The organism is Stenotrophomonas sp. YJH_SMC_33 (assembly GCF_059372295.1).
Genome location: NZ_JCAFVJ010000015.1, coordinates 33,857 through 45,842 on the forward strand (window position 1 = coordinate 33,857; position 11,986 = coordinate 45,842).

The following is an 11,986-nucleotide window of genomic DNA, read 5'->3' on the forward strand; positions in this document are numbered from 1 at the left end:
AACTGAAAGGACCGACCATGATTGCTTCCCGTCGACCGATCCGCCTTTCCTTCACCGCAGCGCGCAACCAGTCGGGCATGAGCCTGCTGGAGATCATCATCGTCATCGTGCTGATCGGCGCGGTGCTGACCCTGGTCGCCAGCCGCGTGCTGGGTGGCGCCGACCGCGGCAAGGCCAACATTGCCAAGGCACAGGTGCAGACCGTCGCATCCAAGGTCGACAACTACCAGATCGATACCGGCAAGCTGCCCGGCTCGCTCAATGATCTGGTGACTGCACCGGCTGGCGTGGCTGGCTGGCTGGGGCCCTATGCCAAGCCGGCCGATCTGAACGATCCGTGGGGCCATGCGCTGGAATACCGCACGCCGGGCGAGGGCCAGCCGTATGAGCTGATCAGCCTGGGCAAGGACGGCAAGGCCGGTGGCAGCAGTGTCGACGCCGACATCCGCTACCAGCCGTAACCGGGCATGTCGCGTTTCCTGCCGCGCCGGTTGCAACGCCCGCGCCTGCCCGGCAGGCGCGCAGCGGGCCTGTCGCTGCTGGAAATGCTGCTGGTGATCGCGCTGATCGCCGCGATCGGCCTGATCACCGCTGCCGGCCTGTCACGCGGTTTCGCTGGCATGCAGCTGCGCAGCGCCGGCAAGGACATCGCCAACCAGCTGCGCATGGTGCGCGCGCAGGCGATCACCCGCGGCGAGCCGCAGCGCTTTGTCATCGAGCCGGCCAAGCGGCGCTGGGAAGGCGCCAACCAGCGCCACGGTGACGTGCCGGCACAGCTGCAGGTGCAGTTCGAAGGCGCCGCGCAGCTGGCCACCGCGCCGGGGCAGGGCGTGATCGAGTTCCACCCCGATGGCGGCTCCAGCGGTGGCCGCATCCGGCTGCAGCGTGACGACGCCGAATGGCGCATCGACGTGGGCTGGCTGACCGGTGAGGTCCGCTCTGGCCCTTGGCGGGCGCAATGAAGCGGCGCGCCCGCGGCTTCACCCTGCTGGAAGTGATCATCGCCTTCGCCCTGCTGGGCCTGGCGCTGACGCTGCTGCTGGGCAGCCTGTCCGGCGGCGCAAAACAGGTGCGCGATGCCGAGCTGCGCACGCGCGCGGTGCTGCATGCGCAGTCGCTGCTGGCCGAAACCGGCGTCGCCTCGCCGCTGCAGGCAGGCAGGCAGCAGGGAGACTGGGAGCAGGGGCGCTACCACTGGGAATTGCAGGTCCAGCCGTGGGCGGAGCCGCGCGCAGGCAATGTCGCGCAGGCAACGTCACCGGGAACCCCCTGGCTGGCCGAACTGCAGCTGCAGGTGCGCTGGGGTGACAGCGAGCGCGAACAGCTGCGCTGGCGCAGCCTGCGCCTGTTGCCGCCCGACCTGGAGAATGCGCGGTGAAGCGCCGCGCCGCAGGGTTCACCCTGGTCGAAGTAATGCTGGCCACCGTGCTGCTGGCCGGCGGCCTGGCATTGGCCTTTGCCAGCGTGCGCTCGGCGATGGCGGTCAGCCAGCGCGGCGAACAGATCGCCGCCGAAAGTGAACGCATGCGGGCGGTCGAGTCTCTGCTGCGCAGGCAGCTGGCCGGCGCACTGCGCACCCCGCTGGAGGTCCCGGACCCCACCCGCGAACCGGTGTTCTTCCAGGGCGAAGAACAGCGCATGCTGTTCGCCGCCGACCTGCCCGGCTACCTCGGCCGTGGAGGCTCCTACCTGCACGCGCTGCAGGTGGACGGACGCGAGGGGCAACAGCGCCTGCTGCTGGACCTGGTGTTGCTGCAGGAAGGCGAGCGCATCGCCGAGAATCCGCCACGCCCGCCGGAGGTGTTGGTTGAGAACCTGAAGTCGGTGCAGCTGCGCTATCGCGGCATCGATGCGGGCACCGGTCAGATGAGTGACTGGATGCCGCGCTGGGACGATACCCGGCGGCTGCCGATGCTGGTGGAGATCAGGATCGTGCCCGCCAAGGGCGCGCCCTGGCCATTGCTGGTGGTGGCACCGCGCGCCGGTGGCAGTGGAGGTGCGCGATGAACCGGCAACACGGTGCGGCGCTGGTGCTGGTGCTGTGGCTGATTGCATTGATGACCGCGCTGGTCGGTGCGTTCGCGCTGAGCGCACGGGTCGAGCATCTGCAGCAGCGGGTACTGGATGACGAGGCACGCGGGCAGGAACGTGCGCGCGCCGGCCTGGAGTACGCGCTGCTGCGCCTGTCCGCTGATCCGCTGCGGGCGCCCTGGCGTGCCGATGGCCGCACCTACCGCTGGCAGTTCGATGACGCCAGCATCGAGATCAAGGTGCTGGACGAGAATGGCAAGATCAACCTCAACCTGGCCGACGTGACCCTGCTGACGGCGTTCCTCAAGGCACTCGGTGAAGACGAAGGCGCTGCCCGGCAGATGGCCGGCGCCATTGTTGACTGGCGTGATGAAGACAGCCTGCTGCAGCCCGGTGGCGGTGCCGAAGCGCCGGACTACGCGGCGGCCGGGTTGCCGTATGGCCCGCGCAACAAGCGCTTTGAGACACTCGGCGAACTGCAGCGGGTGCTGGGCATGCGCGGCCCGCTGTACAAGGCCATGCTGCCCCACCTGACCCTGTACAGCCGCCAGGCGCGCCCGGATCCCCAGTTCGCCAGCGCGCCGGTGCTGACCGCACTGGGGCTGGATGCGGATACCGTGCTGGCGCAGCGCGCCCAGCAGGAGCGTGACGCAGATACCGCTGGCGGTGCGACAACGCTTGCCAGCAGCAGCGGCACCTATAGTATCGAGTCCCGTGCAACCGACAGCAGTGGACGCCGGTCGGTGTTGCAGGCAGTGGTACGCAATGGCTCGGGCGGGGTTCCCGGGCGGTCCTACACAGTGCTTCGCTGGGAGCAGGGAATGACAGCAAGATGACGGCATGGCAGGACAGTGTGCGGCAGGTGCAGGGCCGGATCGGCCCGGGCGCCGGTCGTTTCCTGCGCTGGTGGCGGCAATCGCTGCTGGCGTGGGTGCCGGCCCGTTGGCAGTGGGCGCTGGGCTGGGCACAGGCGCGCCTGCTGCTGCAGCGCCAGGGTGACCAGCTGCAGGTCTGGCGTGAGGCCGGTGAACGCCGCGAAGCGGTTGCCAGCGTGCCATGGCCGCTGTCGCCGGTGGAACTGGACCGCGTGCTGGAACCGCGGCTGCGCAGCCTGCCACGGGTGTGGCTGCTGCCGGCCAGCGAGGTACTGCGTCGTCATCTGCGCTTGCCCGCGGCTGCGGCCGACCGCCTGCGCGCCGTGGTCGGTTTCGAGATCGACCGCCAGACGCCGTTCGAATCGAGCCAGGTCAGCTTTGACGTGCGTGAGCTGGGGGGCGCAGCCGAGGGCCAGCTGCAGGTCGAACTGATCGCCTGGCCGCTGCGCCAGCTGGAAGCGTGGCGGGCCAGCGTGGGCGAGTGGGCCGATGCACTGGCCGGTGTCGATGCCATCGACAGCGAGGGTGAGCCTCTGCAGGTGAACCTGCTGCCACCGGCGCAGCGCCAGTTGCGCGCGGATCCCATGCGGCGCTGGAACGTGCTGTTGGCCGTGGCCGCGCTGGTGATGCTGGTGCTGGCCGCCGTGCAGCTGCTCGACAACCGCCGTGACGCTGCCGATGCGCTGCGTGCGCAGGTCGAGCGCAGTGCACGCAGTGCGCGTGGTGTCGCCAGCGAACGCGCGCAGCTGCAGGCGCTGATCGATGGTGCCGCATTCCTGGAAAAGCAGCGCAGCCAGCGTGCCGGAACGGTGGAAATCTGGAATGAACTGACCCGGCGCCTGCCGGAGGGCACCTATCTGGAAAAGCTGGCCATCGAGAACAACAACCTGCAGCTGATCGGCCTGAGCCGCGAGGCGTCGCAGCTGGTGCAGCTGCTGCAGGACGCACCGCAGTGGCGCAAGGTCAATCTGACCGGCGTACTGCAGGCCGATGGTGCTGCCAGCGGCCGTGACCGTTTCACCATGACTGCCGAACTGCAGCCGTTGCCGGCTGCAGCCCCGGCCCGGGAGGCGGCCGATGCCGATGCCAAGCGCACGCCGTGACCGCTGGCTGGCACTGGCGCTGCTGCTGGCAGTGCTGGGCCTGGCCTACCTGCTGCTGGTGCACCCCTGGTTCACCCGGCCACTGCGTGAAATCGACGCCGACGTGGCCGCCCTGCGCGAGCGCGAACAGCGCGTGCAGGCGCAGCTGCAGCAGCAGCCGCAGATCGAACAACGCCTGCGCGCCACCCGCGAGGCACTGCAGCAGCGGCCGGGCTTCCTGCGTGAAGCCACCGCCGAAGCTGCAGCCGCTGCGCTTGGCGCCAGGCTGCAGGATGCGGTGGCGATGGCCAGCCCGGGCAACCGCAGCTGCACCATCAGCAACCGCACGCCACTGGCCGACAACCGTCGTGACGCCGAGTTCGTGCGCGTGGCCATGCAGGTGCGCCTGCGTTGCGGTGTGGCCGAACTGGCCACGGTGCTGCACAGCCTGGAAACCGGCAGCCCGCGCCTGTTCGTCGACAACCTCAACCTGATCGCGCAGCGCTTCCAGCAGTCGCCGAATGAATCCGGGCTCGGCCTGGACGTGTCGTTCGAACTGGCCGGTTACCTGCTGCCCGGTGCCGCTGCCGATGGCGCTGCGGCGGCACCGGCAGCCGAGCCGGGCGCGGCGCCGCAACCGCCTTCGGCTGCACCGGCACCCTCACCGGCTGCGCCGGAAGAGGGGCAGGAGGTGGCCGATGAAGCTTGAGCAGATCAGCCTGCGCACCGGTTTCCTGCTGGCACTGGCCGGCTGGGCGGCAGCGGTCTGGCTGGCCACCGGCTTCGGCCTGGGCAGCCAGCTGCCAGGTGCGGATGGCGATGCCGATGCGGTGCCTTCGTTGCCGGTGCTGCCGCCGTTGGCCGCAGAACGCATGGCCAGCGCCGACAGCTACAGTGCCATCGGCGAGCGACCGCTGTTCGCCGAGGACCGCAGGCCGAAGCCCTATCTGCTCGGTGGCAGCGAGCCTGCCGCCAGCGCCGCGCTGCGCCTGACCGGCGTGCTGCTGACCGGCGACTTCGGCATGGCCACCTTCACCACCGAACAGAACCGTTCGTTGCGCCTGCGCCTCAACGGTGAAGCCGTCGACGGCTGGCAGCTGGTGGCACTGCAGCCGCGCCAGGCCACCGTGATCGGCCCCGGTGGCAACCAGGTGCTGGAACTGGCGGTCTTCAACGGCCAGGGCGGTGAGCCGCCGACCGTGCTGCGCGGCGCCAACGGTGCGCCGCCGGCAGGTGCGATCGTTGTGCCGCCCCCGGCAGGTGCTCCGCCGACACCGCCGCCGGCTGCGGCAACCCCATCGCCGTCGCCTGCTGCCAGTACGCCAGCGCCCTCGGCTGCGGCGGCCGCCACACCGCCTGCCACCAACAACGGCCCCAGCGAAGCGCAGATGCAGGCCATCCGCGAACGCATCCAGGCCCGTCGCCGCCAGCTGCAGCAACAACAACAGCAGCAACAACCGTCGCCGCCCCCGGGCGATGGCACCAACCGATAGAGTGAATGCATGAGCCTGCGTTTCCTTCCCTGGTCCTTTGCCCTCGCGCTGCTGGTCGGCTGCAGCACCGTGTCCGCGCCGCACGTGCAGCGCAAGGGCAATCTGTCGCCCACTGCCGAGGCCGGCCAGGCGGCCAATGTCGCCGCGGATGCTGCCCGTGACGCGCAGGGCGCTCCGCAGGCGGTGATCCGCCGTGGCACCGGCACCATGATCAACCGCGAAGCAGCACGCGCACCGGCACCGGCACTGCATGGCGCCAGCACCGGTGAAGCAACCTTCAATTTCGAAGGCGAATCGGTGCATGCGGTGGTCAAGGCCATCCTCGGTGACATGCTGGGCCAGAACTACGTGATCGCACCGGGGGTGCAGGGCACGGTCACCCTGGCCACGCCCAAGCCGGTGTCGCCGGCGCAGGCGTTGAACCTGCTGGAGATGGTGCTGGGCTGGAACAACGCACGCATGGTCTACAGCGGTGGCCGCTACAACATCGTCGCCGCCGACCAGGCGCTGGCCGGTACGGTCGCGCCGAGCACGGCGCCCGCTGCCAGTGCGCGAGGCTTCGAGGTACGGGTCATCCCGCTGCAGTTCATCTCCGCCACCGAAATGAAGAAGGTACTGGAGCCGTATGCGCGGCCCAATGCGATCGTCAACGTCGACAGCGGCCGCAACGTGATCACCCTGGGTGGTACCCGCGCCGAGCTGGAAAACTACATGCGCACCGTCGAGATCTTCGACGTCGACTGGCTGTCGGGCATGTCGGTGGGCGTGTTCCCGATCCAGTCGGGCAAGGCCGAGCAGGTGGCTGCCGACCTGGAGAAAGTATTCGGCGAGGAGAGCAAGACGCCCAGTGCCGGCATGTTCCGCTTCCTGCCGCTGGAAAACGCCAACGCGGTGCTGGTGATCACCCCGCAGGTGCGTTACCTGGACCAGATCCAGCAGTGGCTGGACCGCATCGATACCGCCGGTGGCAGTGCCCGCCTGTTTTCCTACGAGCTGCGCTACATCAAGGCGCGTGACCTGGCCGAACGGCTCAGTGAAGCATTTGCCAGCAGTGGCAACCGCGGCGGTTCCAGTCCGGCCTCGCTGGCCCCGGGGGCGATGCCGTCGCAGCTGGGCAGCGACTCCGATCGTGGCATGGACAGCACCAACAACAACAGCAGCAGCTTCGGCTCGGTCCCGGGCAGCAGCTCCAGTGGCGGTGGCAACGGCAGCATGAACCTGCCGCAGCGCCAGTCCGGCAACGTCAGTGTCAGCCTGGAAGTGGAAGGCGACCGCGTGGGCGTGTCGGCGGTGGAGGAGACCAACACCCTGCTGGTGCGTTCGACCCCGCAGGCCTGGCGGTCGATCCGCGAGGTGATCGAGAAGCTGGATGTGATGCCCCTGCAGGTGCACATCGAAGCCCAGGTGGCCGAGGTCTCGCTCGATGGCGACCTGAAGTACGGCGTGAACTGGTTCTTCGACAACGCCGTGGCCGGGCGTGCCCTGACGGGCGCATTGGGCGGCGTGACCCTGCCGGCGGCAGCGGGTGGCTCGTGGAGCAGCTTCGCCGGTGCCGCAACGGGCGGCGAAGGCCTGGGCTGGGCATTCACCGGCCACAATGGCGCGGCGGTGGTGAGTGCGCTGGACAAGGTCACGGATGTACGCCTGCTGCAGACGCCTTCGGTGTTCGTGCGCAACAACGCCGAGGCCACGCTCAACGTCGGTGACAAGGTGCCGATCAACACCACCACGGTGAATACCGGCATCGGCACCAGCAGCTACAGCTCGGTGCAGTACATCGACACCGGCGTGATCCTGAAGGTGCGCCCGCGCGTGACCCGCGACGGCACGGTGTTCCTCGACATCGTGCAGGAAGTGAGCAGCGCCTCGAACGTGCCCGACAACTGCAATCCGACCGAGCGCAACTGCAACCCGCGCATTTCCACAAAGAAGCTGTCGACCGAAGCGGCGGTGCAGAGCGGCGACACCATCATGCTGGCCGGCCTGATCACCGATTCGGGCACCGATGGCAGCAGCGGCATTCCCGGCCTGAGCCGGATTCCGGTGGTTGGCGCGCTGTTCGGGCAGAAGAGCCGCTCCAGCCGGCGTTCCGAAGTGATCGTGCTGCTGACCCCGAGCATCGTGCGCAACAGCCTGGAAGCGCGGAATCTGACCGACGAGTACAGCCAGCGTTTCCGCGCGATGGAGCCACTGAACCAGCCGCGCGCAAAGAAGTAAGGGGTTTGCGGCCGGGCTGCGCCCGGCACCCGCCGAGGCCGGAGCAACAGCAACAGCGGGTTTACTGAGGGATGGCGGGGCACTGTGGGTTTGCGGGGACGCCGTGAATACGTCCATGTAGGCTTGGTCGCCGCATCCATGCGGCTCACACCCCGCAAACCCACAGTGCCCCGCCTTCGACAGTTTCCTGCTTGCTGTTGGTAGGTGTCGACCTTGGTCGACACGATCCACGCCATGCGTGGATGACTCTCCATCGAAATCGAATATTTCGATATCTGTGAGATCTGAGCCGAGCACGGCTCGGCTCTACAGAAGAGCAGGCAGGTCGCGGAAAACTGTCGACGGAGGGGTGGGTCCGGTTGTGGGGCGTGAGCCGCATGGATGCGGCGACCGACCTACATGGACGTACTTGCAGCGTCCCCCGCAACCGGACCCACCCCGCCAACCCCAGGAACCCAGCTCTTGCTTCGGCTGTTGCTGTTGCCCTGGCCTGAAGCGGGTGCCGGGAGCAACCCGGCCGGTACCCTCCCGGTGCTAGGCTGTGGCCACCGACAACCACGGAGGCGGGATGGGGGCGATCGTGTTGTTGCCGCTGTGCGTGGACGATGCCGCGCTCGACCGCTGCCTGGCCGCACTGGATGCGGGCACCGCGCCGGGCACTGCAGTCTGGCTGGCCGACGATGCGCAGACCGGGCCGCGTGCGCAGGCGGTGGTGGAACACTGGCTGGCACATACGCCACTACAGGCCGAGTACACCCGGCGCGCGCGGCCACTGGGCGAGGTCGCCCATCTGGACGAGATGCTGCGCGCCTGCGATGGCCTGGACGTGGCCGTGCTGGCACCGGACAGCGTGCCTGCGCCGGGTTGGCTGCAACAATTGCAGGACGCCTTCGCCCGCGATGCCGCCATCGCGACCGCAACCCCGTGGTGCAATGCCGGCGAAACCGCAGCGTGGCCACGGTTGGGCGAGATCAATCCCGAGCCCGAAGATGCGGCGCTGCTGGCACAGACCTGCGCCGCCTTGCCGGCGCTGCACCCGGAACTGCCATCGGCGGTCACCCATGCGGTTCTGGTGCGTGGCAATGCGCGCCGGCGCGCCGGTGGCCTGGATGTGGACAGCTACGCTGGCTGGAACGCGGCCCTGGTCGACCTCAGCCTGCGCATGGCCGGCCTGGGCTGGCGCAACGTACTGTGCGAGACCGCCTTTGTGAGCCGGGCGGGCGAGGCGGCCAGCCGCGATGGCGACCTTGAGGCGCTGGCTGCGCGTTGGCCTGGCTGGGTGCCGCGCCTGGCCGATTTCCTGATGCACGATCCATTGCACGGGCTGCGCGCCGACCTGCAGCAGCGCATGCGGCAGGCGATAATGCCGAAGGAACAGGGCGACCTGTTCGTTCCTTCCGCGCCGGAGTCACTCGCTTGAATGTTGCCATCGCCGCCATCGTCGTGACCTACCAGAGCGCCAGCACCATCGATGCCTGCCTCTCGCGCCTGCGCCAGGCGCAGGACGTGGCCGAGATCCGGGTGATCGACAATGGCTCGATGGATGGCACGCTGGACATCGTGCAGCGCCATGCCAGCCACGATCCGCGCGTGCGTTTCGTCGGCAACCCGGACAATCCCGGCTTCGCCGCTGCCAACAACCAGGGCGTGGCCGATTCGCGCAGCCCCTGGTTGGCCTTCATCAACCCGGACCTGATGGTCGAGCCGGAGACGTTGGCCGCACTGCGCAGCCGGGCGGAAGCACTGGGCGATTGCCTGCTCGGTGTCGAGCAGGTGGACGAGCAGGGCCATGCCGACGAAGCCGTGCGCCGCCGCGACCCGGATTTCCTGATGATGCTGCGCTCGCCGGGAAAGGGCTCGAAGCTGGCGCTGCCGCGTGACCCGCAGCAGGTGCTGCAGCGGGTGCCGGCACTGTCTGGCGCACTGCTGATGATGCCGCGTGCATTGTTCGACCGGATCGGAGGCTGGGACGCCGGGTATCGTCTGCACGCCGAAGACCTGGACCTGTGCCGGCGTGCACGCGAAGCCGGGGCCGTGGTGGCGATTGCAAACGACCTGCAGGTCACCCATGTACGTGGCGTCTCGAGCCGATCGCGGCCATTCTTCGTTGAATGGCACAAGCACAGGGGCCTGTGGCGCTACTTTCAGAAGTTCGAGGCCAGGCAGCGTTCGCTGCCGGTGCGCGTGGCGGTGTGGGCCGCGATCTGGGGGCACGCCCTGATGCTGGTACCGCGCCTGTTGCGCAGGTCGTTGTAGGGCCGAACCTGCATCCACGCATGGCGCGGATCTACCCACGCGGAGAGCCGAGCGTGCCCGCGGCCACCCCGGTTCACCCGTCCGGGCGCATAATCCGCCTCATGCCTATCATCCAGTCCCTGCTCGACACCGACCTGTACAAGTTCACCATGATGCAGGCGGTGCTCCACCAGCACCCCGGTGCCCAGGTGCAGTACCGGTTCAAGTGCCGCACGCCCGGCATCGACCTGGCCCATTACATCGACCAGATCGACGAAGAGATCGACCACCTGTGCAGCCTGCGTTTCAGCGACGCGGAACTGGACTACATGCGCGGCCTGCGCTTCGTGAAGCCCGACTTTGCCGATTTCCTCGGCCTGTTCCATCTGGACCGCAAGTACATCCAGCTGCGCGCGTCGACGGCCGTGCCCGGCGAAATCGAACTGGACATCACTGGCCCGTGGCTGCATACCATCCTCTTCGAAGTCCCGCTGCTGGCGATCATCAACGAAGTCTGGTTCCGCAACACCACCACCGCCGACTTTGCCGAGGGCGAGCGTCGGCTGCAGGCCAAGGCCGCGCTGCTGCGTGATACTCCCGGTTTCGAACAGTGCCGCATTGCCGACTACGGCAGCCGCCGCCGTTATTCGCGTGACTGGCATGCGCGCCTGCTGCCGCTGCTGCGCGATGCGCTCGGCCCGCAACTGGTCGGCACCAGCAACGTGCACTTCGCCCGCCTGTACGGTATGACCCCGCACGGCACCATGGCCCATGAGTACCTGCAGGCATTCCAGGCACTTGGCCCGCGCCTGCGTGATTCGCAGGTGGCGGCACTGGAATCGTGGGCACGCGAGTACCGCGGCGACCTCGGCATCGCGCTGTCCGACGTGGTCGGCCTGGATGCGTTCCTGCGCGATTTCGACATGTATTTCTGCAAGCTGTTCGACGGTGTCCGCCACGACTCGGGCGATCCGTTCGACTGGGGCGACCGCATGCTGGCGCATTTCCAGCAGCGCCGGGTGGATCCGCGCACCAAGGTGCTGGTGTTCAGCGATGGGCTCGACATCGCCAAGGTGATGCGCCTGTACGACTACTTCCGTGGTCGCTGCCAGGTCGCCTTCGGCGTCGGCACCCACCTGACCAATGATCTGGGGCCAACGCCGCTCAACATCGTCATCAAGATGGTCCGCTGCAATGGCCAGCCGGTGGCCAAGCTCAGCGATTCGCCAGGCAAGAGCATGTGCGACGACCCGGGCTACCTGGCCTACCTGCGCCAGGTGTTCGAGCTGCCGCCGGCGTAAGCGTGCCGGCTTACAGGTAGTCGACCACCACCAGGTAGGCGCCCTGCAGCGGCTGCTGCGTCGACGCCTGCACCCTGTAACGCTCGGAGAAGGCGATATCGCCGGCGCGCAGCGCGCTGGCCGACACCGACAGCTTCTGGCCCTGGCGCTTGCCGTTGCGCAGCGTCGCGGCCGGGCCGTCGGCCAGCGCCGTCACTTCCACCGTCGAGCCCTTGGCCGACGGCGGGCAGGCGGCCAGGCTCAGCTCGCCCTGGGACAGATTCGTCGTGCAGCCCGGCTCGGCGATGCGGCCACTGAAACGGATGCTGCCGCTGCTGGCCTGGGCCAGCGCACTGACGGACATCAGGGCCACGCACAGCAGAATGGAATTCCTCATGACACGTTCTCTGGTTCGGTGTGTCCTAGTTAGCGACAGCTTCGATCAGCCTTTAACAGGACGATTTCGAATCTGCTAGGGACATCACCAAGAAAGAGTGATGCGCATCAAAGAAGCCGATTTCCGCCGGGAAAAGGTTTGTTTCCGTGCATGCCGAACGCGCCACCCGAAGCGTCATCCAGGGTCGCTTCTGACCTGATCCGGCGACCGTCGGGTTCCCGAACCCCCGTGGGTCCTGATTTCGGCTATCACGTCACATTTCCAGCGTCAATGAATTGGCGTTCAGAAAAATAATGAGACTTTCATCACACTTGTACCTATACTTGCGTCACGGATTCAGGGAAAGCTACGTCCGAGTCCGGCCACAGGTGAGACG

The 11,986-nt window shown here is 67.9% G+C and carries 13 protein-coding genes; 12 read left to right on the forward strand and 1 reads right to left on the reverse strand.

The window, feature by feature from the left end; translation table 11 throughout:
- The first annotated feature begins 17 nt into the window (after positions 1-17).
- The 12 genes from gspG to pncB all read left to right on the forward strand — a co-directional run bounded on the left by gspG (position 18) and on the right by pncB (position 11,234).
- Entirely contained in the window at positions 18-461 is a 444-nt protein-coding gene (gene gspG / locus AC5P9W_RS17825; RefSeq protein WP_021203164.1) for a type II secretion system major pseudopilin GspG, read from the forward strand.
- A 6-nt stretch (positions 462-467) separates the two neighbouring features.
- Complete coding sequence (gene xpsH / locus AC5P9W_RS17830; protein WP_019661005.1) at positions 468-962, forward strand: type II secretion system protein XpsH; 495 nt, start codon at positions 468-470, stop codon at positions 960-962.
- Positions 959-1,378, forward strand: coding sequence for a type II secretion system protein XpsI (gene xpsI / locus AC5P9W_RS17835; protein ID WP_019661006.1), 420 nt, complete (start codon positions 959-961; stop codon positions 1,376-1,378). The genes xpsH and xpsI overlap by 4 nt, the downstream gene beginning before the upstream one ends.
- On the forward strand, positions 1,375-2,007 hold the full coding sequence (locus tag AC5P9W_RS17840; protein ID WP_019661007.1) for a type II secretion system protein J: 633 nt from the start codon (positions 1,375-1,377) through the stop codon (positions 2,005-2,007). The genes xpsI and AC5P9W_RS17840 overlap by 4 nt, the downstream gene beginning before the upstream one ends.
- On the forward strand, positions 2,004-2,867 hold the full coding sequence (locus AC5P9W_RS17845) for a type II secretion system minor pseudopilin (protein WP_134735097.1): 864 nt from the start codon (positions 2,004-2,006) through the stop codon (positions 2,865-2,867). Before AC5P9W_RS17840 ends, AC5P9W_RS17845 begins: the two co-directional genes overlap by 4 nt.
- A complete protein-coding gene (locus AC5P9W_RS17850) occupies positions 2,864-4,009 on the forward strand; it encodes a PilN domain-containing protein (protein WP_021203165.1) in 1,146 nt (381 codons plus the stop codon). Before AC5P9W_RS17845 ends, AC5P9W_RS17850 begins: the two co-directional genes overlap by 4 nt.
- The gene (gspM, locus tag AC5P9W_RS17855) at positions 3,990-4,697 is read left to right on the forward strand and encodes a type II secretion system protein GspM (protein ID WP_241745020.1); all 708 of its coding nucleotides are present in this window, start codon (positions 3,990-3,992) and stop codon (positions 4,695-4,697) included. The genes AC5P9W_RS17850 and gspM overlap by 20 nt, the downstream gene beginning before the upstream one ends.
- Positions 4,687-5,481 carry a type II secretion system protein, XpsN-like gene (locus AC5P9W_RS17860; protein WP_010482014.1) on the forward strand — a complete coding sequence of 265 codons (795 nt, stop codon included), beginning with the start codon at positions 4,687-4,689 and terminating at the stop codon, positions 5,479-5,481. Before gspM ends, AC5P9W_RS17860 begins: the two co-directional genes overlap by 11 nt.
- Before the next feature lie 9 nt (positions 5,482-5,490).
- Positions 5,491-7,698, forward strand: coding sequence for a type II secretion system secretin GspD (gene gspD / locus AC5P9W_RS17865; RefSeq protein ID WP_329859338.1), 2,208 nt, complete (start codon positions 5,491-5,493; stop codon positions 7,696-7,698).
- Positions 7,699-8,266: 568 nt separating this feature from the next.
- Positions 8,267-9,118, forward strand: coding sequence for a glycosyltransferase family 2 protein (locus AC5P9W_RS17870; RefSeq protein WP_021203169.1), 852 nt, complete (start codon positions 8,267-8,269; stop codon positions 9,116-9,118).
- Positions 9,115-9,954, forward strand: a complete 840-nt coding sequence (locus AC5P9W_RS17875; protein ID WP_019661014.1) for a glycosyltransferase family 2 protein — start codon at positions 9,115-9,117, stop codon at positions 9,952-9,954. Before AC5P9W_RS17870 ends, AC5P9W_RS17875 begins: the two co-directional genes overlap by 4 nt.
- Positions 9,955-10,055: 101 nt before the next feature.
- On the forward strand, positions 10,056-11,234 hold the full coding sequence (gene pncB, locus AC5P9W_RS17880; protein ID WP_021203170.1) for a nicotinate phosphoribosyltransferase: 1,179 nt from the start codon (positions 10,056-10,058) through the stop codon (positions 11,232-11,234).
- A 10-nt stretch (positions 11,235-11,244) separates the two neighbouring features.
- On the opposite strand, the gene AC5P9W_RS17885 is transcribed toward pncB, so the two are convergent.
- Complete coding sequence (locus tag AC5P9W_RS17885) at positions 11,245-11,610, reverse strand: hypothetical protein (RefSeq protein WP_021203171.1); 366 nt, start codon at positions 11,608-11,610, stop codon at positions 11,245-11,247.
- Positions 11,611-11,986: the final 376 nt, after the last annotated feature.

Excerpts from the sequence above, each read along its gene's own strand:
- gspG (WP_021203164.1), top strand. The coding sequence starts at position 18 with ATGATTGCTTCCCGTCGACCGATCCGCCTTTCCTTCACCGCAGCGCGC.
- xpsH (WP_019661005.1), top strand. The coding sequence starts at position 468 with ATGTCGCGTTTCCTGCCGCGCCGGTTGCAACGCCCGCGCCTGCCCGGC.
- xpsI (WP_019661006.1), top strand. The coding sequence starts at position 959 with ATGAAGCGGCGCGCCCGCGGCTTCACCCTGCTGGAAGTGATCATCGCC.
- AC5P9W_RS17845 (WP_134735097.1), top strand. The coding sequence starts at position 2,004 with ATGAACCGGCAACACGGTGCGGCGCTGGTGCTGGTGCTGTGGCTGATT.
- AC5P9W_RS17850 (WP_021203165.1), top strand. The coding sequence starts at position 2,864 with ATGACGGCATGGCAGGACAGTGTGCGGCAGGTGCAGGGCCGGATCGGC.
- gspM (WP_241745020.1), top strand. The coding sequence starts at position 3,990 with ATGCCAAGCGCACGCCGTGACCGCTGGCTGGCACTGGCGCTGCTGCTG.
- AC5P9W_RS17860 (WP_010482014.1), top strand. The coding sequence starts at position 4,687 with ATGAAGCTTGAGCAGATCAGCCTGCGCACCGGTTTCCTGCTGGCACTG.
- gspD (WP_329859338.1), top strand. The coding sequence starts at position 5,491 with ATGAGCCTGCGTTTCCTTCCCTGGTCCTTTGCCCTCGCGCTGCTGGTC.
- AC5P9W_RS17870 (WP_021203169.1), top strand. The coding sequence starts at position 8,267 with ATGGGGGCGATCGTGTTGTTGCCGCTGTGCGTGGACGATGCCGCGCTC.
- pncB (WP_021203170.1), top strand. The coding sequence starts at position 10,056 with ATGCCTATCATCCAGTCCCTGCTCGACACCGACCTGTACAAGTTCACC.
- AC5P9W_RS17885 (WP_021203171.1), bottom strand. The coding sequence starts at position 11,610 with ATGAGGAATTCCATTCTGCTGTGCGTGGCCCTGATGTCCGTCAGTGCG.